Source organism: Bacillus infantis, from assembly GCF_008180445.1.
GTDB lineage: Bacteria > Bacillota > Bacilli > Bacillales > Cytobacillaceae > Bacillus_AB > Bacillus_AB infantis_B.
The window spans coordinates 440,257-462,702 of record NZ_VTER01000006.1 but is presented as its reverse complement, the minus strand read 5'-3'; the positions used below and the strand labels follow the sequence as shown (position 1 = coordinate 462,702).

General features: G+C 44.8%; 18 protein-coding genes. 14 read left to right on the top strand and 4 right to left on the bottom strand.

From position 1 onward, the window contains the following. The first annotated feature begins 149 nt into the window (after positions 1-149). Positions 150-407 (top strand): type B 50S ribosomal protein L31, encoded by a 258-nt coding sequence (locus tag FZD51_RS13600; RefSeq protein WP_101547710.1) that lies wholly within the window; start codon positions 150-152, stop codon positions 405-407. A 59-nt stretch (positions 408-466) separates the two neighbouring features. On the opposite strand, the gene FZD51_RS13595 is transcribed toward FZD51_RS13600, so the two are convergent. After that, positions 467-940 carry a DinB family protein gene (locus tag FZD51_RS13595; protein WP_148975270.1) on the bottom strand — a complete coding sequence of 158 codons (474 nt, stop codon included), beginning with the start codon at positions 938-940 and terminating at the stop codon, positions 467-469. A 195-nt stretch (positions 941-1,135) separates the two neighbouring features. Here FZD51_RS13595 and FZD51_RS13590 point away from each other — a divergent pair, with 195 nt between their 5' ends. The 11 genes from FZD51_RS13590 to FZD51_RS13540 all read left to right on the top strand — a co-directional run bounded on the left by FZD51_RS13590 (position 1,136) and on the right by FZD51_RS13540 (position 15,951). Beyond that, positions 1,136-1,456 carry a DUF3243 domain-containing protein gene (locus tag FZD51_RS13590; protein WP_148975269.1) on the top strand — a complete coding sequence of 107 codons (321 nt, stop codon included), beginning with the start codon at positions 1,136-1,138 and terminating at the stop codon, positions 1,454-1,456. Between the two features lie 126 nt (positions 1,457-1,582). Next, positions 1,583-3,019 (top strand): phospholipase D family protein, encoded by a 1,437-nt coding sequence (locus FZD51_RS13585; RefSeq protein ID WP_148975268.1) that lies wholly within the window; start codon positions 1,583-1,585, stop codon positions 3,017-3,019. A 213-nt stretch (positions 3,020-3,232) separates the two neighbouring features. Continuing rightward, complete coding sequence (locus tag FZD51_RS13580; protein ID WP_148975267.1) at positions 3,233-4,951, top strand: glycosyl hydrolase family 18 protein; 1,719 nt, start codon at positions 3,233-3,235, stop codon at positions 4,949-4,951. 96 nt (positions 4,952-5,047) lie between these two features. After that, the gene (locus FZD51_RS13575; RefSeq protein WP_148975266.1) at positions 5,048-6,352 is read left to right on the top strand and encodes a purine/pyrimidine permease; all 1,305 of its coding nucleotides are present in this window, start codon (positions 5,048-5,050) and stop codon (positions 6,350-6,352) included. 108 nt (positions 6,353-6,460) lie between these two features. Beyond that, entirely contained in the window at positions 6,461-7,324 is an 864-nt protein-coding gene (locus FZD51_RS13570) for a GNAT family N-acetyltransferase (protein ID WP_148975265.1), read from the top strand. A 179-nt stretch (positions 7,325-7,503) separates the two neighbouring features. After that, a complete protein-coding gene (locus FZD51_RS13565) occupies positions 7,504-7,917 on the top strand; it encodes a CoA-binding protein (RefSeq protein ID WP_148975264.1) in 414 nt (137 codons plus the stop codon). Positions 7,918-8,266: 349 nt separating this feature from the next. Beyond that, the gene (gene parE / locus FZD51_RS13560) at positions 8,267-10,246 is read left to right on the top strand and encodes a DNA topoisomerase IV subunit B (protein ID WP_148975263.1); all 1,980 of its coding nucleotides are present in this window, start codon (positions 8,267-8,269) and stop codon (positions 10,244-10,246) included. Beyond that, entirely contained in the window at positions 10,243-12,675 is a 2,433-nt protein-coding gene (parC, locus tag FZD51_RS13555) for a DNA topoisomerase IV subunit A (RefSeq protein WP_148975262.1), read from the top strand. Before parE ends, parC begins: the two co-directional genes overlap by 4 nt. 239 nt (positions 12,676-12,914) lie before the next feature. Continuing rightward, positions 12,915-14,360: an alanine/glycine:cation symporter family protein gene (locus tag FZD51_RS13550; RefSeq protein ID WP_148975261.1), complete on the top strand. Its 1,446-nt coding sequence runs from the start codon at positions 12,915-12,917 to the stop codon at positions 14,358-14,360. Between the two features lie 266 nt (positions 14,361-14,626). Continuing rightward, positions 14,627-15,397, top strand: a complete 771-nt coding sequence (locus FZD51_RS13545; RefSeq protein ID WP_148975260.1) for a hypothetical protein — start codon at positions 14,627-14,629, stop codon at positions 15,395-15,397. Positions 15,398-15,474: 77 nt separating this feature from the next. Continuing rightward, positions 15,475-15,951, top strand: a complete 477-nt coding sequence (locus FZD51_RS13540; RefSeq protein ID WP_148975259.1) for a staygreen family protein — start codon at positions 15,475-15,477, stop codon at positions 15,949-15,951. A 526-nt stretch (positions 15,952-16,477) separates the two neighbouring features. Here FZD51_RS13540 and FZD51_RS13535 read toward each other — a convergent pair. Then, complete coding sequence (locus tag FZD51_RS13535; protein ID WP_148975258.1) at positions 16,478-16,849, bottom strand: rRNA methyltransferase; 372 nt, start codon at positions 16,847-16,849, stop codon at positions 16,478-16,480. Positions 16,850-17,094: 245 nt separating this feature from the next. On the opposite strand from FZD51_RS13535, the gene FZD51_RS13530 reads away from it, so the two are divergent. Then, complete coding sequence (locus FZD51_RS13530; RefSeq protein ID WP_148975367.1) at positions 17,095-17,547, top strand: nucleoside deaminase; 453 nt, start codon at positions 17,095-17,097, stop codon at positions 17,545-17,547. Positions 17,548-17,579: 32 nt separating this feature from the next. Further along, a complete protein-coding gene (gene ade / locus FZD51_RS13525; protein WP_148975257.1) occupies positions 17,580-19,331 on the top strand; it encodes an adenine deaminase in 1,752 nt (583 codons plus the stop codon). A gap of 80 nt (positions 19,332-19,411) precedes the next feature. Here the strand turns inward: ade and FZD51_RS13520 are convergent, their stop codons facing one another. Together FZD51_RS13520 and htpG are read right to left on the bottom strand one after the other, a co-directional pair. Further along, positions 19,412-20,299: a vanadium-dependent haloperoxidase gene (locus FZD51_RS13520; RefSeq protein WP_148975256.1), complete on the bottom strand. Its 888-nt coding sequence runs from the start codon at positions 20,297-20,299 to the stop codon at positions 19,412-19,414. 150 nt (positions 20,300-20,449) lie between these two features. Beyond that, on the bottom strand, positions 20,450-22,321 hold the full coding sequence (gene htpG, locus FZD51_RS13515; RefSeq protein ID WP_148975255.1) for a molecular chaperone HtpG: 1,872 nt from the start codon (positions 22,319-22,321) through the stop codon (positions 20,450-20,452). Positions 22,322-22,446 lie beyond the last annotated feature (125 nt).

Sequence of the window (22,446 nt, the reverse complement as noted above, 5' to 3'; positions counted from 1 at the left end):
TGTGAGGACAACTTAGCACCAGGTACTAATCCATGTTTATGGATGCTGAACCCGGGAAAATGATTAATAGGTAAGAGTTGAGCAATAATATTGATAATCGGAATCGTTTCGAATACAATTAGATTATCTTATATAAAGAGGTGACTCCAATGAGACAGGATATTCATCCGGATTACAGGCAGGTAGTATTTATGGACGTGAACAGCGGCTATAAATTTTTAAGCGGCTCTACAAAGAAGACGAATGAAACGATAGAATGGGAAGATGGCAACACTTATCCGCTTTTGAAGGTAGAGGTAAGCTCTGACACTCATCCGTTTTATACCGGCAAACAGAAATTTGCCGATAAAGGCGGCCGTGTAGACCGTTTTATGAAAAAATATAATATGGAAAACAAAGAAAAATAGAAAGCGGCCCGCCGGCTTCCCAGCCTGGCGGGCATTTTTTTGACAGAGAGTTCTAAGACTTATTCTTTCCTGTAGATCTGGTAGATCTTTTTAATTGCTTCCATATGTAGAGCTTCATGGTAAAAGCTGAAGAGAAAGGCCTCCCCTGCTGTATGGAACGTGATGCCGGCTTTATTAGTAAAAGGCTCTGGCAGCTGTTCTTCAAGGCGTCCGGGCATCAATTGGAGGATCCTTTTCTTTTGATCTTCCATAATATCGGCTATTTCCTTCAGGCTCGGAGGCTTCTGCTCCCATGTATGCGGGCTGGTTCCTGCACTGAAGAGCTCTTCATAAGCTGGAGGCAGCCCCGATTTTTCTTTCAGCAGCATAAATGCGATCTTTTCCTGGATATAAACAATATGTCCGAAATTCCAGCGGATGCTGTTATTGAAGCCGTCTGGAATAAAATCAGCTGCCTCCTCCGGTATGCGCTTGAGCGATTTTTCTGTAATAGCCTTCACCGTCTCCATATGCCTGAAAATCAGATGTTCCATATAAGGACCCCCTTATGTTTTTTCAGTATGAGCCGGGAGCTGATGCCGGCCGGCCCAATCTATCAATAAATATACGCTTTGTTGTAAATATATTTCAAGAATCTTTCAATATGCTTTTCTGTGTTTCGCATAGACCAAATCGGGTATCTATAGAACAGAAGCAACCATTACTTTAATTTAAAGGAGAGATTATTAATGGAACATACTAACGGTTCAGCAGAAACAAACAGCAAAGTAGAAAACAAACTGGATAATATGGGATCTGAGAAAAAAGACGAAATTCTATCAAGCTTTGAAGGCTTCAAGGATTATTTAGGAGGCAAGGTCTCACTAGGCAAGAAGATGGGGCTGAATGAAGAGCAGCTGGCAAATGCTGCACAGAAGGTAGGCGACTATCTGGCGAAGAAGGAAGAGCCTCGCAACAGGGAGGAAAAGCTGCTTCAGGAGCTGTGGAAGTCCGGCAACGAAGAAGAGCAGCATGCCCTTTCCCATCTGCTGGTTAAGCTGGTAGGCTAATCTGAAAAGCAGCAGGAGCAAAGCAATCATTGCTTTGCTCTTTTTTTGTGAAAAATTTTTATTTTGAAAAAAAGGTTATTATATAGGCATTCAGCCGCTTGGCAGAAAAAATGGGGGGGAACGGATATGGGGCCGCTAAAAGAGAAAAAAATTTGGGTTCCGGCTGTAGTGCTGCTTCTGATCGTATACAGCGTTACAGTCATTTACCATACAAATAAAAAACTGCCTGAAGGATTGTCTTATGAAGGGAAAGTCCATCAGGTTGATGATTTGCAGCTGCTGACTGATTTATCATACGAAGACAAGAAAGGAAAGAGGCAGCATGAACAGGAGATTTTTGAAAGAATGCAGGAGGCTATTGAAGAAGCAGAGGAATATATCGTTATGGACATGTTCCTGTATAGCGGCTATTACGACAAAGAGGAAAAGTTTCCTCCGCTGAGCCAGAATATAACCGACAGACTGATCATGAAGAAGAAGCAAAATCCCGAAATGCCAATAATCGTCATTACAGATAAAATCAATACTACATATGGGTCCCATAAAGCACCTGAACTGGAGGAGCTGAAGAAGAACGGCATAGAGGTGGTAATGACGGAGTTAGAGCCGCTGCGCGATTCCAACCCGCTCTATTCAGGTTTCTGGCGGATGTTTTTGCAGTGGTTCGGACAGGACGGCAAAGGCTGGCTGCCCAATCCGCTTGCCAATACTGCACCTGATGTAACAGCGCGGTCATATCTTGATCTGCTGAACATCAAGGCTAATCACCGCAAAGTCTTCGTGTCAGAGAAGACTGCCATCGTTTCCTCAGGGAACCCCCATGATGCAAGCGGCTATCATTCAAATATTGCTTTTGAAGGAAGCGGCAGCTTCATAGAAGACTTGCTTCAGACAGAACAGGCGGTCATTGATTATTCCGGCTATGATATTCAGCTGCCAAAGTACCAGCAGCAGGATGCAGAGGAAGGCGGACCTGTCAGCCTGCAGGTTTTGACAGAAGGGAAGATTCTCAAACATATCGTTCAAGAAATAGATGAAAGCCGGAAAGGAGATATCATATGGCTTGGCATGTTCTATCTTGCCGACCGGGATGTTATTGGCGGCCTGGAGGAAGCGGCAGACCGCGGAGTGCAGGTCAATCTCGTATTCGACCCGAATCAGAATGCCTTTGGCTCGGAAAAGACAGGCCTTCCGAATATTCCGGTTGCTTCTGAGCTTGAAAAACTCGGTAAAGAAAATATCTCTATCCGCTGGTACAATACAGATGAGGAGCAGTACCATCCGAAGCTGATGTTCATCCATAAGAAAACTGACAGTGTGTTGATCGGCGGTTCAGCCAATTTTACAAAAAGGAATCTGGATGATTTGAATCTTGAAACGGATCTGAAGATAGCGGCCCCCAATGACACGCCTGTCATGGAGGATGCTGATGCCTATTTCAAAAGGATATGGGAGAATGAAGATGGCATCTATACGCTCGACTATGCTACCCAGGAAGAGCTTCCTGTGTTCAGATATATCGTTTACAGCCTTCAAAAGATGCTTGGTTTTACCACTTATTAGAAAAATAGCCAGTTCCCTCAAAAACCTTCCGGCACGCTTAGCCTGGAAGGTTTTTTACTGTGCCATTAGCAAAATGCTTTGAAACTTTTTGCCTTTTCCAATCGTTAATATTAAAGAGTGCTGCAAGAAAAAACAGGCAGGATATTTTAGCAGATTCGTCCTTCCCTTTGCTGCATAGATTCGTTACGATAGTATCCGGGAGGAATTTATTTTATGGCCAATATTGAACTTAATAGAAAGCCGGCAAAGAAAAGGGGCCTCGCTGCAGGAGCTGTTCTCGTGCTGCTGGCTGTTATTTCCGGCATCATTTTTTGGCTTTACCCCTTTGCATCAACAGTTAAAGAAGATTATTTCTCAGGGGAGAAACCGATCATCTTCGAAGGAAAACAGGAAGGAAATGCCTGGACTGATAACGGAAATGTCTATCTGCCGCTGTCATTACTCCAGGAAAACCTGGATGATTCCATTGTATTTGATGAGAGCTCTCAATCTATTATCCTGACTACCAAAAATAAAGTCGTCCAAATGCCGACGGATGCCTTGTCATATTATGTAAACAGCAAGCCGGTCGAACTGCAGCTGCCTGCAGCAAGGAATAAGTCAGGCAACCTGTATATTTCACTCGAAGAAATCAGGCGTTATTATCCTCTTGCTTATACAGTCCTCGAGGACACAGGGGCAATTTGGATTCAAAAGGACGGCGAGACGGTGCAGAAGGCAACCATCCGCGATCAGGACATCAGCAAGGAAAGGCTGCGGTTAAGGACAGAACCTGATCTTCAATCACCATATACAGCTGATGCCAAGGCGAATGAGGAACTGTATATTGAAGAGACCAAAGGAGAATACTATTTTGCAAGAAAAAGTGACGGAAGAGCAGGATATATAAAAAAAGAGTATGTCATGAAAGGTGAACAAACAGAAGTGTCTGCCAAAGTAGAGGAATACAAACCTGAATTGAAGAAAATCGACGGCCCGATCCATCTGACATGGGAAGCGGTTTATTCGAAAAATCCCGATCATGCTGCCCTTCCCTCTATGCCAGGCGTCAATGTTGTTTCCCCCACTTGGTTCGAGCTGGCAGGTGAGGATGGATCTGTAAAAAATCTGGGCTCGGCAGATTATGTGAAATGGGCACATGGCCGCGGCTATCAGGTCTGGGGCCTGTTTTCCAATGCTTTTGACGCGGAATTGACCCATCAGACATTCAAGGATTTTGAAACAAGGCAAAAAATCATCCGCTCGCTTCTGCACTACAGCCAAATTTATAAGCTGGACGGCATCAATCTTGATATTGAAAATGTAAACCAGGAAGATGGACCGCTGGTGACCCAGTTTGTCCGGGAAGCGACGCCTTATTTTCATCAGGCAGGACTGACTGTTTCAATGGATATCACCTTCATTTCTTCAAGCGGAAACTGGTCAGCCTTCTACGAAAGAGATAAGCTGGCAGGTATAGTCGATTATTTGGCGGTAATGGCATACGATGAGCACTGGGCCACTTCTCCAGTTGCCGGAAGTGTTGCAAGCCTTCCTTGGGTGGAAAGCAATCTTCAGGCATTGCTTGAAGTGGTGCCGAAAGAAAAGCTCATACTGGGCGTTCCCCTCTATGCCAGGCTGTGGGAGGAAAAGGATGAAGGCGGCATTTCCTCAAAGGCGCTGTCCATGAAGGAAGTGAAAGAGTGGCTCAATGAAACAGGAGCCGTGCCGGCTTATGATGAGGCATCCGGGCAAAACTATGCAGAATATTATTCTGAGAAAGATAAGGCAACCTATAAAATCTGGCTGGAGGATGAAATGTCCTTGAGGAAAAGAGCTGAGATAGCAGATCGCCATGGACTGGCCGGAGTCGGCAGCTGGTCCAGGTATTTTGCGGATCAGTCAGCCTGGCTGGCCCTTTCCCCCGGTAAGGGCCAGGCTGCCAAAAAGTAAGAAGTCTCCAAAAACAGCATTATATACTTTATAATAGGAAATGGCCGGATAAGGGCCATTTTCTTTTTAATTTTACTAACGATTGGAGTCTTTTTCATGAAAGTTGGTTTTTCAGCGCTGCAGTGGATGCTATTCATGGTTGCCGGGACGATCGTCGCACCCATAGCGATTGCCGATCTATTCGGATTGAATCCAGCCGAGGCAGCGGGCCTCGTCCAGCGCACTATTTTTGTACTTGGGATATCAAGCCTCCTTCAGGGGTTCTTCGGGCACAGGCTGCCTATAAATGAAGGGCCAGCAGGGCTCTGGTGGGGAGTGTTTGCCATATACGCAGGGCTAAGCGCCTCATTGTTTTCTTCAGCAGGTGAAACCCTCCAGGCATTGGAAGGAGCGATGCTTGTCTCAGGCGCTGTCTTCATCCTCCTTAGCATCTTTAAACTCATCGACCGGCTTGCGCTGCTGTTTACACCGGTTGTATCAGGAGTCTATCTGCTGCTGCTGATCCTGCAGCTCAGCGGGTCCTTTTTTAATGGCATGCTCGGAATCGGGTATCGCAAGGCAGGCGTCGACCTGCCTGTATTCTTTTTCTGTCTGGCGCTCGTCATCGCTGCGTTTTACTTGTCCAAACACAGGATCAAGGTAGTCAGCCAATATTCCATTCTGATCAGCCTTGTGGGCGGCTGGCTGCTGTTTTCTCTATTCGGACTGTCAAAGGAGGTATCTTTATCGGAAGGCAGTGTGGTCTCCATGCCGGAACTGTTCGCCTTCGGCCCTCCGAAGTTTGATGCGGGAATGACCGTGACTGCCGTCTTTGTGACACTTCTTTTGCTTACCAATATGATTGCAAGCATCCGAGTCACAGATGAGGTGCTGAAGAAAGAAGGAGCAATAACCCCTTCACCACGGTTCAAGGCATCAGGCTTTGTGTCAGGGGTCAACCAGCTTCTAGGCGGTGTTTTCTCGGCAATCGGACCTGTGCCGATCTCTGGCTCAGCCGGGTTCATTGCTACAACAAAAATTACTAAGCTCCTCCCATTCATGATTGGGGCGGCAATCATCACGGCAGCAAGCTTTTTCCCTGCCCTGATGTCCTTCTTTGCATCGCTCCCGGCTCCTGTAGGCTATTCAGTCACTTTTGTGGTTTTTGCCAATATGGCAGGCATTGCATTCGGAGAGCTGGACAAAGAAACGGAAACCGGCAGGATCCGCCTTGTGGCGGGTATTGCCCTCCTTGCAGGTGTGGGTGCTATGTTTGTGCCGCCTGAGGCTTTTAAAGGGGTTTCCCCGCTTATTACTTCATTTTTGAATAATGGATTGATATTCGGTTCTGTTACAGCCATAGCAGCCGATCAGATTACAAAAAGGGTTTACAGCAGGCAGTCTGAGGAAAGCCGCGGATAGCCCGTTGGCAGGTGCTCATAGGGCACCTGCCATTTTTTTCATCTATCATGGACTTTATTTTTTGAATAATGTTAAAATTATAGCAAATATACATAAGGATTTGATACGATGCTGAAAACGATGCTAACGAAAGAACACATACTTGAGCTTGCGGACTACGCTGCGGCAAAAAACAGCCGGCCGGATTCCTTTATTGGCTATCTGGGTACAGAGGCGCAGGAAATTGCAGAAGATCTGTCATACCTTTCTAAAGATGAAGATTCCGCCTGCTTTATAGATAGAGATGGTTCCTCAAAAATCACCGGTTTCCTCGGGGTGGATGCCGATTTGGAAAGAGGTGTCGGAGAATTATGGGGGCCATTTGCAGAGGCTCCCAGCTGGGAAGATTCTGCTGCATATCTGCTGTCATTAGCGGAAGAATATTTTGGGAACAGGCTGAACCAGTGGCATCTCTTTATTGGCCGGAAAAATGAACAGTGCAGATTGTTTGCTGAGAAGAAGGGCTTCAAGCTTGCTTCATCTCAGATGTTCATGGAGCTTACTCCCGAAGATGCAGAGGGCGGAGAACCGGTATCTTTTTTGCGGAAGGAGTTCTTTGCCGATTTTACCCTTCTTCATGATTCACTGTTTCCAGCCACCTATTATTCCGGCAGCGAGGTGCTCGAAAAAATCGATGACGAACATCTTATATTTGCCCTGACTAAGAACAGCGGATTGTCAGGCTATCTATACGCGGAACTGGACTCAGAAGAAAAGGCTGCAAGCATTGAATTTATGGGCGTTTCCCTTGTTGAGAGAAGAAAAGGCACGGGAGCAAGGCTTATCCTTATGGCTGCAAAGAAGCTGAGGGAAAGCGGGATTGAAAGGATTAAATTGTGCGTCGACAGCAGCAACGAAAACGCAATTTCACTCTATAAGAAAATGGGTTTTAAAGAAACAAACACCCTTCTGTTTTATAAAAGGCAGTGTTGATTCAGCTCATTTTGAAGGAACCCTTGCCCGACACATATTTATAAAAAGCAACAAATCCGGATGCATATCATGCATTTTTACGCCGTAAAGACCTGACAGGTTTCAGACTCATCCCTTCAGGTTATAGGAATACTGGCGAACATAAAAGGAATATGAAATAATAAGGAGTGGTGAAAAGAATGGCAATTGAAAATCCAAGCCGGGAAGAAATCGGCAAAATACTTAAAAAAGCGAAGAAGGTGGCTGTTGTCGGCCTGAGCGGGAATCCGGACAGGACTTCTTATATGGTGTCGAAAGCAATGCAGGATGCAGGATATATCATCATTCCGGTCAATCCGGGCGAAGAAGAAATCCTTGGTGAAAAGGCTGTCGGTTCACTGAAGGAAATAGAGGGGCATATTGATATCGTAAATATTTTCAGGCGTTCAGAATATCTCCCTGATCTTGCAAGGGAATTTGAAGAAATAGATGCGGATGTTTTTTGGGCCCAGCTGGGTGTTGCTAATCAGGAAGCCTATGACTTTTTGAAGGACAAAGGCTACACAGTCATTATGGATCGCTGTATCAAAGTAGAGCATGCTATGACAAAATGACGAAAATTGGAACCTAAAGCACACTAATACATCTGCTATTAGTGTGCTTTCATTTGCGGGGAAAGTAGGCTCGAAAGGATTCGTCTGCTCTTTGGCAGCATCTGTGTCATCAATTCTTAATCTAAAAAAATCCAGAACTCATTTGCCAAAACCAAATAAATAGATACAATTAAGCATAGACGTCTTTTGAAAATATGGTAAACTTAAACATAGAACACTTGTTCCTATACCGGTATTTCTGTGCCGGGGACAAGGATTATCATGTGAAAAGGCGAATACTTATAGTGATGTTCGACAACATAGATACAAAGGCAAGACGGTTGTGTGCAGCAATGAAAGGGGTATGTTTGTGGCAACAAATCAGCAGGCATTTGATTACAATGATGATGCCATACAGGTACTAGAAGGGCTGGAAGCAGTTAGAAAACGCCCTGGGATGTACATTGGAAGCACCGATGCGAGAGGGTTGCACCATCTCGTATATGAAATAGTAGATAACTCAGTGGATGAAGCACTTGCAGGCTATGGAGACCACATTATCGTCAAAATACATAAAGATAACTCCATCAGCGTGCAGGATAAAGGCCGGGGCATGCCAACAGGTATGCATAAGCTCGGCAAACCTACACCTGAAATCATTTTGACTGTGCTCCATGCAGGAGGCAAGTTCGGCCAGGGAGGATATAAGACGAGCGGCGGGCTCCACGGCGTCGGCGCCTCAGTCGTGAACGCGCTCTCAGAATGGCTCGTCGTCAAAATCCGCAGGAATGGGTTCGTATATGAGCAGCGGTTCGAAAATGGCGGCAAGCCCGCGACTACGCTCGAGAAGGTTGGTAAGACCAATCAGTCTGGAACAGTGATTCACTTTAAGCCTGATCCAGCGATTTTTTCAACGACTGTCTATAACTACGAGACGCTTTGCGAACGCCTCCGGGAGTCCGCATTCCTGATGAAAGGCATGAAAATTGAACTGATTGATGAAAGGCACGATGCCCGTGACCTGTTCCATTTTGAAACAGGCATTGAAGCTTTTGTTGCGTACCTGAATGAGGAAAAAGACGTTCTGCATCCTGTTGTCAGCTTTGAAGGAGAGCATAATCAGATCGAAGTCGATTTTGCTTTCCAATTTAATGACGGATATTCCGAAAACGTCCTTTCCTTTGTCAATAATGTACGTACAAAAGACGGCGGAACACACGAAGCCGGAAGCAAAACAGCCATGACCAGGGTATTCAATGAATACGCACGCAAGGTCGGACTGCTGAAGGAAAAAGATAAAAATCTGGACGGCTCTGATATAAGGGAAGGCTTTTCTGCGATCATTTCCGTAAGGGTGCCGGAAGAGCTCCTTCAGTTTGAAGGACAGACAAAAGGGAAGCTGGGCACCAGTGAAGCACGTTCAGCTGTTGATGCTGTCGTGAGTGAGCATCTGTCCTATTTTCTTGAAGAAAACCCGAATATCAGCTCTCTGCTCATTAAAAAAGCCATTAAAGCCTATCAGGCAAGAGAAGCAGCGCGGAAGGCAAGGGAGGAAGCGCGCGGCGGCAAGAAAAGGAAGCGTTCAGAAGCGGTCCTTTCCGGAAAGCTGACGCCTGCACAGTCCCGCAATCCCCAGAGGAATGAATTGTATCTGGTAGAGGGAGACTCAGCGGGAGGCTCTGCCAAACAGGGACGCGACAGGCGCTTCCAGGCAGTGCTGCCGCTCAGGGGTAAAGTCATCAATACCGAAAAAGCAAAGCTTCAGGACATTTTTAAGAATGAGGAAATCAACACGATCATCCATGCCATCGGCGCAGGGGTGGGAGCGGACTTCAATGTTGAAGATGTCAACTATGAGAAAGTTGTGATCATGACTGATGCCGATACAGACGGGGCGCATATTCAAGTGCTGCTCCTAACATTCTTTTATCGGTATATGAAGCCTCTCATTGAAGCCGGCAAGGTATTCATTGCCCTGCCTCCTCTGTATAAAGTGAGCAAAGGGATCGGGAAAAAGGAAAAGATCGAGTACGCCTGGAGCGATGATGAGCTGCAGGGTGCCATGAAAAAGATCGGCAAAGGCTATATGATCCAGCGCTACAAAGGTCTCGGCGAAATGAATGCCGATCAGCTGTGGGAAACAACCATGGATCCGGAATCAAGGACGCTGATCAGGGTCAGGATCGATGACGCAGCAAGAGCGGAGAGAAGGGTTACGACCTTGATGGGAGATAAGGTCGAGCCGAGAAGAAAATGGATTGAAACCAATGTTGCCTTTGGCCTTGAAGAAGACGGCAGCATTCTTGAAAATGAAAATATCTCGGTTGCAGAGGAGGCTTCTGATCTATGAGTTCTTCTGAAAAATTCAGGGATCTTCCCCTCGAGGATGTTCTCGGCGACCGATTTGGGCGTTATAGTAAATATATTATCCAGGACAGGGCCCTCCCGGATGTCAGGGACGGGCTGAAGCCTGTACAGCGGCGCATTCTGTATGCGATGCACGTAGAAGGCAACACAAATGAAAAAGGGTTCCGGAAATCTGCCAAAACGGTAGGGAATGTTATCGGCAATTACCATCCGCATGGAGATTCTTCCGTATATGATGCTATGGTGCGGATGAGCCAGGACTGGAAGGTAAGAAATTTCCTTGTTGAAATGCATGGGAATAACGGAAGCATCGACGGAGATCCTCCAGCAGCCATGCGTTATACAGAAGCAAGGCTGTCGGCAATTTCATCAGAGCTTCTGCGGGATATTGAAAAGCATACAGTCGACTTTATCCCGAACTTTGATGATACTTCGAGTGAACCGACTGTACTTCCAGCCATGTTCCCGAACCTGCTGGTCAATGGATCGACCGGGATTTCAGCAGGTTATGCAACGGAAATCCCCCCGCATCATCTTGGGGAGATCATAGACGGCGTCATTATGCGCATGGACAAACCGGATTGTACAGTAGATGAGCTTATGGAGGTTATCAAAGGGCCGGATTTCCCGACCGGGGGAACCATCCAGGGTGCAGAAGGCATCAAGAAGGCCTATGAGACAGGGAAAGGCAAGATCATCATCCGCGGCAAGTCTGAGGTAGAAGACATCCGCGGCGGCAGGCAGCAGATCGTCATCACAGAAATTCCGTTCGAAGTTAACAAAGCGAATCTGGTCAAGAAGATTGATGAGCTTAAAATGGACAGGAAAGTGGAAGGAATCAGCGAAGTCAGGGATGAAACCGACCGGACAGGCTTGAGGATCGTCATTGAGCTTAAGAAGGATGCAGACGCTGCAGGTGTCTTAAACTATCTTTATAAAAACACGGATCTTCAAATTCCATACAACTTCAATATGGTCGCGATATCAAACCGCCATCCAAAGCTGCTCGGGCTGCGGGAAATGCTTGATGCTTATATCGGACATCAGAAGGAAGTTGTAACACGGAGGTCCCAGTATGAGCTGAAGAAGGCGCAGGACCGCCAGCATATCGTGGAAGGCCTTATGAAGGCACTGTCGATTCTTGATGAAGTCATCGCCGCTATCCGCGCTTCAAAGGATAAACGCGATGCAAAGGATAACCTGATCAGCCAGTTCGGTTTCACAGAGCCTCAGGCAGAAGCGATTGTATCCCTTCAGCTATACCGGCTGACGAATACAGACATTACTGCACTGCGGGCGGAAGCGGAAGAGCTTGCCCAAAAGGTAGCAGAACTGCTTAGCATCCTTCAGAGCGAGAAAAAGCTTCTGAGCGTGATTAAAAAGGATCTCAAAGATGTGAAGAAAAGATTTGCGGACGCGCGGCGTTCTGTTATCGAAGCAGAAATCGAAGAGATTAAAATCAATCTCGAAGTGCTGATCGCAAGTGAAGATGTCATCGTTACCGTTACAAACGAAGGCTATGTCAAAAGGACAAGCCAGCGATCCTTTGCCGCTTCAAACGGACAGGATTTCGGCATGAAGGATTCTGACAGGCTTATGTCAAAACTTGATATGAACACTACAGATGTCCTTCTTGTCTTTACGGACAAAGGGAGCTATATGTATCTGCCTGTCCATGAACTTCCAGATATACGCTGGAAAGATCTCGGGCAGCATGTTGCCAATCTGGTGCCGATTGACCGGACTGAGTCCATCATAGGGGCTATTCCGGTTAAAGATTTCGAGGCCGAAGCCTATTTGATGTTTATCACGAAGAACGGCATGGTGAAGAAATCGGAGCTGAAAAATTATAAAGCACAGCGATATTCAAAGCCGCTTGTGGCCGTTAATCTTAAAAATGATGATATCGTAACTGATGTTTTCCTTACTGACGGCAAGCAGGATCTCATGCTTGCAACTTCTATGGGTTATGCCCTTTGGTTCCCTGAAGAGGAAGTCAGCGTCGTTGGGGCGCGTGCCGCGGGTGTGAAGGGCATCAATCTGAAGGACGGCGATTATGTGGTAAGCGGAAAGCTTGTCAGCAATGTCAAAGAGGAAGCTGTTGTCATTGCAACCCAGCGCGGTGCCATCAAAAAGATGAAGCTTGCTGAGTTTGAAAGAACTTCCCGTGCCAAACGAGGACTGGTGATGCTGCGGGAACTTAAAGCAAACCCGCACAGAGTTGTCGGGATGGTGCTGGCAAAAAATCATGACAAGATTTTTATTGAATCAGATAAAGGCGTTATCGAGCAAGTGTCAGCCTCGGACCTGCGCTTTAATGACCGCTATTCGAACGGATCTTTCATTCTTGACGAATCTGACAGCGGAAAAGCGAAAAAGATGTGGCAAGAAGCAGCTGATACTAACGGATGATTGATGCAAAGCCCCTGTTAAACAGACAGGGGCTTTTTCCTTTGAAATAAAAAAGCAGGAAAGAAGACCTGTTTTGTTATTTTAATATAAGGGTATAAAGATTACGTTTACATAAATTAATCTGTCAGCAAGAACATGAAAGCTTTTTCATCTTGTCCGCCAGCAAAAATTCTGATAGATTTAAGGGTGTTACTATTTTAAGATAACAATTTTCTGACAAACAGCCAAGGGGGAAACGAATGGAGACTTTTGTGAACGAGTTTCAGGAATATGTTGGCCTGGTAAATGATTTTGTATGGACTTATATCTTAATAGCAGGTTTGATTCTGCTGGGATTGTATTTCAGCTTCAAGACTAAATTTGTGCAGCTGAGATACTTTAAGGAAATGTTCAGGATCCTCGGCGATAAGTCGATGGTTTCTGCTGAAGGCAAGAGGGGGATTTCTTCATTCCAGGCGTTCAGCATCAGTGCTGCTTCGCGCATTGGGACAGGCAATATGGCTGGCGTCGCTACGGCCATTGCTGGGGGAGGCCCTGGAGCGGTATTCTGGATGTGGCTCATCGCCTTTCTTGGAGCGGCTTCCAGCTTTGTTGAGAGCACGCTTGCCCAGATTTATAAAGTAAAAGATAAAGACGGATTCCGCGGAGGTCCGGCCTACTATATGGAAAGAGGCTTAAACAAGCGCTGGATGGGTATATTGTTCGCGGTTATCATCACCTTCTGTTTTGGACTGGTATTCAACTCTGTACAGTCCAACACCATCTCGCTTGCATTTAATCAGTCTTTTGGGATCAGCAGATTGTGGATCGGCATCGTGCTGGCAGTCTTTACGGCTGTCATCATCTTTGGAGGGGTCAAACGGATTGCCCATGTATCACAAGTGCTTGTACCGGTCATGGCTGTACTCTACCTGATTCTTGCGATTGTGATCCTGATGATGAATGTTACTGAAATACCGGCTATGTTCGGTTTGATCATTGAAAGTGCATTCGGCTTCAGGGAAGCAGCCGGGGGTGCCATGGGCGCTGCCGTCATGATGGGGATCAAGCGGGGGCTCTTCTCCAATGAAGCGGGTATGGGGAGCGCGCCGAATGCTGCAGCTACAGCCGCTGTTACACATCCGGCAAAGCAGGGTCTTATCCAGACTCTTGGTGTATTCGTGGATACAATCCTGATTTGTTCAGCAACTGCTTTTATCATCCTTTTGTCAGGCGATTATGCAGGAACGAACCTGACTGGGATTGAGCTTACACAATCAGCCCTGGCAACGCATATAGGCTCATGGGCAAGCTATTTTGTGGCAATCGCGATTCTTTTGTTCGCATTCAGCTCTGTAATAGGCAATTATTATTACGGTGAGACGAATATAGAATTTATTAAAGAAAGCAAGACGGCTCTTTTTATTTACCGCCTGGCAGTGATCGGAATGGTCATTTTCGGTGCAGCAGTCGATCTTGAAGTTGTATGGGGACTTGCCGACCTGTTTATGGGCATCATGGCCATCATCAACCTGATTGCCATCACCATGCTTGGCAGAATAGCATTTGCTGCACTGAAGGACTACAAAACTCAGCGCAGGGAAGGAAAAGATCCTGTCTTTTATTCTGACAGCATCCCGGGATTAAAAAACATAGAATACTGGGAAACGAAAGAGCAGGCACTAAAGAAGAAAAAACTGAACTAAGGAAAATGGCTTCCCTGAGCAGGGAGGCCATTTTTTTTTAGGCGGAGAAGGATTTTGCCGTATAGAGGAATAATCTTTGCCTCTACGTTTGATAAAGATGAGTCAAATCCTCTAGTGTAAATATCAACGCCACTTGAAAGCGGAGTGCCTGGAGTACAGAGCAACAGCCTGTGTTAAAAAGCACAAAATATAGTCTTTGAACAGGTACATAGATTTCGCAAATCTGGACATAATACGAATAAAATTGTTCGGAAAGGGCGGTTTTTATGAGAAGGGAACTATTGTTCGCATTTGCGGCGTTTTTCTTTATGTCAGTTTCAGCCATAACAGGTGCCTATGCAGTTGAACAGGCTGACAAGGCAGAAACGGTCGAAAAGAAGAAAGAAGATATAACCGGGGATGGAGAAAAAGATACTATTTATATAAAAGGAATTCCATATGAAGAAGGGGCCGCTTTTTTAAAGGAAGTCTATGTGATCATTGAGGCTTCAAATGGCCAGACATACCGGATTGATTTAGAAGGTGGATATGGACCTTCTGTAAAGTTCAGCGATTTGAACCATGATGGAGTAAAGGATCTATTCGCAACAGTTCCTACTGGGGGCAGCGGCGGGCTTTCCAACTACTATTTGTATACGTTAAAAGACTTCAAACTCGAGGATTTGACTGTTCCTGAACCTTTGGCTATCGACAGTGAATTCAAGGATGGCTATAAAGCCTCCGTTTCCATTCCTGCGACAGGCCAATCTTATACTTTTGATTTAACAGAGAGAAAAGATGACTATGAACGCCTGGGGCTCTACCATAACGGCAAATTGAACGAGCCGGCTGAACTGATGGTCGATCCTTTTGGGACACTTATCCCGATCATGCTTGATAATGGTAAGCATGGCTTAAAGGGTGTTCAGCAAATCAGCGGGGCGTATCACGCTGATTCGATAGCATTTGCTGAATCCACATGGATATATGAAAATGGCAGATGGAAATTGCTTGAAACCAAGCTGTATGAGACAGGCAGGGGGCATAAAAAGAGATAGGCTTTTGTCACCCTTGTAAGACTAACTTCATATGTTATAGCAAGAATAACTTCTTTCCGAAGGGAGAGCAGCTTGCTATGAGTCAATTTAATCCTCAGAAACTGAGTGTCAGGTATCTGGCTCCGGCAACAGAGCAGAAGCCTGTCGATGCTAGGAAATACACACTCACACATTCAGATGAGACTGGTGAACTGTTTCTTAGCATAGGTAGCGTTTATGATTACAGCAGCGTCAATAAAAAATTCAGGGATGAAGTTCTGGCTGAGTGGCTGCCGCAGATGGGGCAATATGTTCTTAAGGCAGCAGTATATGTGAGCGGGGGAGAGTTTGACGAAAAAACTTCGAAGATGCGGTATATGATATTCCAGCGGGAAATGGATTTAGCGCTGAAAGCAATCATTTACGGAGACAGGAGCTTTTTCACAAGCTATCCATGGCTGCTGGATTCACCGATTTACGTGCAGTTTGAGTCCGTCTTTCCTCAGTTCAGCAAGATTATTTACTATGGAACGCCACGGCAGTATTTAAATAGTTTACAGCAGCCGGTTATCTGAAAAAATGACACGGGAACAAGCTCCAGGCATTGACCGGGGCTTGTTTTGCATATGATGGGACAGAGCATGGGAGTAAGTGGAATATAAAAATATTATGTAAACTAGATGAGTTTTCCGAGAAGAGGCGTATCAGAGAAAATAACCATTTAAAAAGGTCAAAATCACGGGAAACCACTAATGAGGTAATGCATAACCAAATCAATAAAAACTGCTGTAACATATAGATGCATTGTAAGTATGCTGGAAGCCAGCAGCAGAAAGAGATTAAGATATTGAAAAATGTAATAGATGAACATCATAGTGAATCTTGAATTTATAAATAAATAAGCAAGAGATTAAAAAAATATAAATCATAGCAAATTTGCCAAAAACACATTTACAGTAGAATCCTGTAAATTTTTTCTTTCGTCTCACTATCTTAAGTATACTTAACTATTGAGACCTGATATTCATTCGTTTATATAACTTCCTATAATATATATTATGTTCGGGGCGTAGTTTTAAAAAACAGGACAGCTTCTGCTGCCTACTCTATCCTGTGCTTATGACCGCTGTCTTTTGCTGACTTTATATCAATGTATCCTGCGCTGTACTCTATCACATCATTGATAAAAACATCATGTTTTTTGGCGAAGGTTTTTATCTGTTCAATCAAATTGCTGTCATATGTCGTTTTGTACTGAACTCTGTCTTTAGGCCGATTTTTCTTGTTAAAATCAATATAATCCTGCTCAAGGACTTTTTTGAGCCCTGTTTCCAGTAAATAATTCACATGTGTATCATGTTCATATGCCAGATCATTCAGCTTTTCTATCAATGCTTTGCTGATATTAGTCCTGAACTTTACCCTTGATTCATCTGTTCTTTGAATCAGTTTTCCGTCAACCTTTTTCCACATATTCATTCACCTTTCTGATAAGAAACTCTATATCAATCATTATAGCATGAGCTGTTTTCAGCAAAAAGAACATATGTTCTTTTTGCTGAAATTGTTCACTTTGTCATCTTTCATTCCATTTTTTAAGCCCTTTATAAATTTGCTGTCAGATTTCCTCCCAAACCGAATGCTTTTTTATCCCTATCACTCCAATAATATATAAAATACCTTAAATTGGAGTGATCCTGTTGACGAACCTTTATTTTATGGAAAATGCAGTAGAGGCTGCTTTGGAGAATGCTGCTGCCCATCTGGGAGGTCCTTTTGGAGCGGTTGTTGTGAAGGATGGCACGGTGATCGGCACAGGCACAAACCGGGTCACTTCGCTTAATGATCCTACAGCACATGCAGAAATACAGGCGATTCGCGCTGCCTGCCTTCATCTTCAGGATTTCCAGCTGAGCGGCTGTGAAATCTATACCAGCTGTGAGCCATGCCCAATGTGCTTTGGCGCTATCTACTGGGCTCGCCCAAAAGCAGTATATTTTGCCTGTACAAAAGAAGATGCAGCCGCTGCAGGATTTGATGATCAATTTATTTATGAGCAGCTCTCCCTTCCGCTTGAACACCGCAGCATAGAAATGCGGCAGGTTAAAATGGAGGAAGCTTTGATGCCGTTTAAATTGTGGGAGAAGTCATTTTCTAAGATTGATTATTGAGATAAAAAGAACTTCCTTTTAGGAGGATAAAAATGATAAGAGAACGATTGATACGCCGGATCGCAGTGGCTGCCGGCAGTGAGCCTGCTGATATGGTCATTAAAAATGGAAAGATTATAGATGTTTTTAACGGCGAGGTTATTTATGGGGATATCGCCATTGCAGACGGTTATATCGCGGGCATTGGCGAGTATGATGGGCAAAAGATTGCTGATGCAAAAGGAAGCTATATTTCTCCTGGATTCATAGATGGCCATGTCCATATTGAATCTTCCCTTCTGACCCCCGGTGAATTTGCCAGGGTGCTGCTGACTCATGGTGTGACTGCTGCTGTGGCTGATCCGCATGAAATTGCTAATGTATCAGGGATTTCCGGTCTGCAGTTTATGCTGGATGCTTCTGAAGGACTGCCTTTTGATTTTTATTTTATGCTGCCTTCCTCAGTTCCTGCTGCTGATTTTGAATATGCCGGTGCAAGGCTGGATTCTCTTGATCTAATGCCATTCTTTAGCCATCCCAGAGTTCTCGGGCTTGGTGAAGTAATGAACTATTCTGCTGTATTGAATGCACAAACTGACATGATTGAAAAAATCATTGCAGCAGAATCTGCCGGGAAAAAAATCGATGGCCATGCTGCCGGCTTAGGCGCATTTCAGTTAAATGTCTATAGTGCTGCGGGCATCCGCACCGATCATGAAGCAATAACTGCTGAAGAAGCAAAGGAAAGATTGCGTAAAGGGATGTATTTGATGATTCGCGAAGGAACTGCAGCAAAGGATCTTGCGAATCTGCTGCCTGCAGTCAATCAGCAAAACAGCCGCAGATGTTTGTTTGTCACAGATGACAAGCATTTGGATGACCTGCTTGAGGAAGGAAGCATTGACCACCATATCAGGCTGGCAGTGAAGTCAGGCCTCCCTCCTATGACTGCCATTCAAATGGCGACTCTGAATGCAGCAGATTGTTTTGGTTTAAAGAATCAGGGAGCGCTGGCCCCTGGGTATAAAGCTGATCTGGTCTTTCTAGAGTCGCTTGAAGAGCTGATCATTGACCGGGTATTTAAAGAAGGCGTTGAAGTCGTAACTGCTGGTAAGCTTTTGCCAAAAGGCTGTTTTAAAGGCAGGCCTCCTGCTGCAGTGCTGAAAAATAACGTAAGAGTAAGCATGATCCGCAAGGAAGATTTAAATATCAAAATACCAGGAAATAAAGCCAACGTCATAGAAATCATCCCGGGAAGCCTGGTTACCAGGCATATAATTGAGCAAATAAATCTGGACAGCCAAATCAGCTTTCAGCCCTCCACTTCAAGGGATCTGCTGAAGCTGGCCGTCATTGAACGCCACCGTGCAGCTGGACATATCGGACTGGGAATTGTGAAAGGGCTCGGCCTTCAATCCGGAGCGATTGCCTCTACGGTAGCCCATGATTCACACAATCTCATCATTGCAGGCACGAATGATAAAGATATGCTAGCTGCTCTAAGGGCTGTGGAGGATATGCAGGGCGGCCTCGCTGTCATTAAGGATGGAGAAATGCTTGCCTCCCTGAAGCTGCCTGTTTCGGGACTTATGTCCGATCAGTCTTATGAAGAAACAGCGGCTATGCTGGCAGACGTCAATAATGCCCTGAAACATCTGCTTGCCAAAAAAGATTATAACCCTTTTCTGGCATTATCCTTCCTGGCTCTCCCTGTTATCCCGGAAATTAAACTAACTGCCTCCGGTTTATACAGTGTTTCTCAATCTGCTTTTATTCCAATTGAAGCAAACGACAAACTGGATTGACTTTTTAAAGCGACTAAAGATTTTCAAAATGAAAAGCTGGACTAAAAATCCAGCTTTCGTAGGACGTAAAAAACTAGCGTTTAAAATTTCAAGTATGGTTTAGCAGCTTCAGTATTCTTTTTAACGCTAACATCATCATCCATTGTAAGCGAGCGGCATCTTTCATTAAAGTCAAATGGGATAGACTGCTGGTAATCCTCTGAAAGTATGTTTGCGTTCCGGTACTTGCTGTCAGATAAGTCCAGAATCTGCCCCCGCTCGTCTGACTGGCTTTTCAGGTGGCTGACAATCACTTTTCCAATATGTCTTCCAAGCCTCAGACCTTCTTCATTATCCGAAGGGAAGTGGACTCCTGCATATAGCCGGCTAATAGCATCTTCTTTTGCGATCCTTTTAATCTTTCCTGCTTCTTTAGGGAAAAAATAGGTCAGCATGACTTCTGCGCAGCCTGACACCACTGCGTGCCCTGAAGGATAGGCTGGGAAACCCGGTGTGCACAGCAATGTTTTAAGCGTCTGGTCATACTGATTAGGCCTTGCTGCATCCCAAAGGTATTTTAAATGCCAGGTAACCACCATACTGTCATTAATAGCACCATGAACAACAGCTAGAATCCTTGCCGCTTGTGTCGGACCGGCACCATAGGTGTCGATCAGCTTGTCGATGACTGGGGTCCATTGCTTTGTCGGAACACCTGTACCATAATAAATGCCGATTTTCTTTTGCTGAGGTGTCAGGTTGTTCAATGTCCGCTGAACGATTTTTAATTCATGGTAAAAATCTATATGATGGGGATCTTTAATGGGCAAAACGATTCTTTTGTAATTGGGATCAAGAAAATGGCCTTCGCTGTCCCGTTTTAAAAAGATCAAGGGCCAGGAACCGGCATATGGCGTAACACCCTCAGCTGGCGGATTTCTTTCTCCTGCATAAGGATGCTCTGACCAGCGCAAATAATTTTCTTTCATTATTTCACCTCCTTGCCTGATGTAACAGTTTATGAAATCAGTCTGATATGTGGATAGGCGTAATAGCTGAATTTAGAAAAATAACAAAAAAGACGAACTCTCATGGTCTATGAAAGTTCGTCTTTTTTCATTAATGTGCAGGATCAAAAGTCAATTCATAACCTTGCAAATATCATTCGTAAACTCCACAGGATCGCTGATCGGCAATCCTTCGATCAGCAAAGCCTGGTTGTATAATAGATTGGTGTATAGTGCCAGCTTCTCTTTGTCGTTTGCGAACGCATTCTGCAGTGAAGCAAAAACCTCATGATTTGGATTGATCTCCAGTATTTTCTCAGCTTGTACATTTTGGCTGTCAGGCATGCTGTTCAGGATCTTTTCCATTTCGATGGTCAGATCCCCGTCTGCTGCCAGGCAGACCGGATGGCTTTTCAGTCTCCTGGAAGCACGGACTTCCTTTACCTTGCCTGCCAGCACATCCTTCATGCTTGTGAACATTTCCAGATGGGCTATTTCTTCACCCTTATCATTTTCCTCTGCTTCAATCCCCAAATCTGAGCTGGACACAGATTTGAATTCCTTCTCTTTGTAGTTCATCAGCATCTTGATGGCAAATTCATCGATATCTTCTGTAAAGTACAAGATTTCGTAGCCTTTGTCGGCAACAAGCTCTGTCTGCGGAAGCTTCTCAATCCGGCTGATGGATTCCCCCGCAGCATAATAGATGTATTTCTGGTCTTCAGGCATTCTTGAGATATATTCATCCAGTGTGACCAGCTTGTTTTCTTTTGAAGAATGAAACATCAGCAGATCCTGGAGCATTTCCTTGTTGCTGCCAAAGTCGCTGTATACTCCGTACTTCAGCTGCCTGCCGAAAGACTCGTAAAATGCTTCATATTTTTCCCGGTCATTCTTCAGCATGGACTGCAGTTCGCTTTTAATCTTTTTGCCGAGATTCTTTGCAATCAGCTTCAGCTGGCGGTCCTGCTGGAGGATTTCGCGCGAGATATTCAGCGACAGATCCTCTGAATCAACAATTCCTTTCACAAAGCTGAAATAATCAGGAAGCAGCTCGGCGCACTTATTCATAATCAGAACGCCATTTGAGTACAGTTCAAGCCCCTTTTCGTATTCTTTGGAATAATAATCGAACGGGATCTTTTCAGGAATGAAGAGCACTGCATGATAGCGGATCGTGCCGTCGACATTGATATGAATGGACTTCAGCGGCTTATCAAAACCAAAATGCTTTTCTTCATAAAACTTTTCATAGTCTTCTTCCGTCAGCTCAGTTTTATTTTTTCTCCAGATCGGCACCATACTGTTGATGGTCTGTTCTTCCGTGTAATCCTCAAATTCACCATCTGTTCCTTCCTTTGGCCGCCTGCCTGACACATCCATCAGGATAGGATAGCGGATAAAATCGGAATACTTTTTGACGATGCTCTTTAGTGAATACTCTTCAAGAAAATCATCAAAATTCTCTTCTTCTGTATTTTCTTTAATTTTCAAAGTAATCTCTGTTCCTGTCTTTTCCTTCACCGCAGGCTCGATTGAAAAGCCTTCTGCCCCCTCTGACTCCCATTTGTATGCTTCTGTGCTTCCATGGGCCCTGCTGATGACAGTAACGGAATCTGCAGCCATGAAGGCCGCATAAAAGCCGACGCCGAATTGGCCGATGATATCATAGCCGTCTTTAAGCTCAGTATTGGTCTTGAAATTCAATGAGCCGCTCTTGGCAATGACGCCGAGATTATCTTCAAGTTCTTCCTTTGTCATCCCGATCCCGGTATCTTTAATGACAAGAGTGCGGCTTTCTTTGTCAGGGGTAATTTTTATGTAATAGTTTTCTTTGTTGAAGCTGATTGAATCATCTGTCAGCGCCTTGTAATACAGCTTGTCAATGGCATCGCTGCTGTTAGAGATCAGCTCTCTTAAAAATACTTCTTTTTTGGAATAGATGGAATGGATCATCATCTCCAGCAGTCTTTTTGATTCAGCTTTAAATTGCTGCTTTACCATTTTATTTTCCCCTCCTGAATATATTGAAGTTTCGTTAGCACTCTTTAAAGCAGAGTGCTAATTTTTTAATATCATATAACCTTTTGCTCTGTCAACTATCCCTTGGGTACCTGCGCATTTCTCTT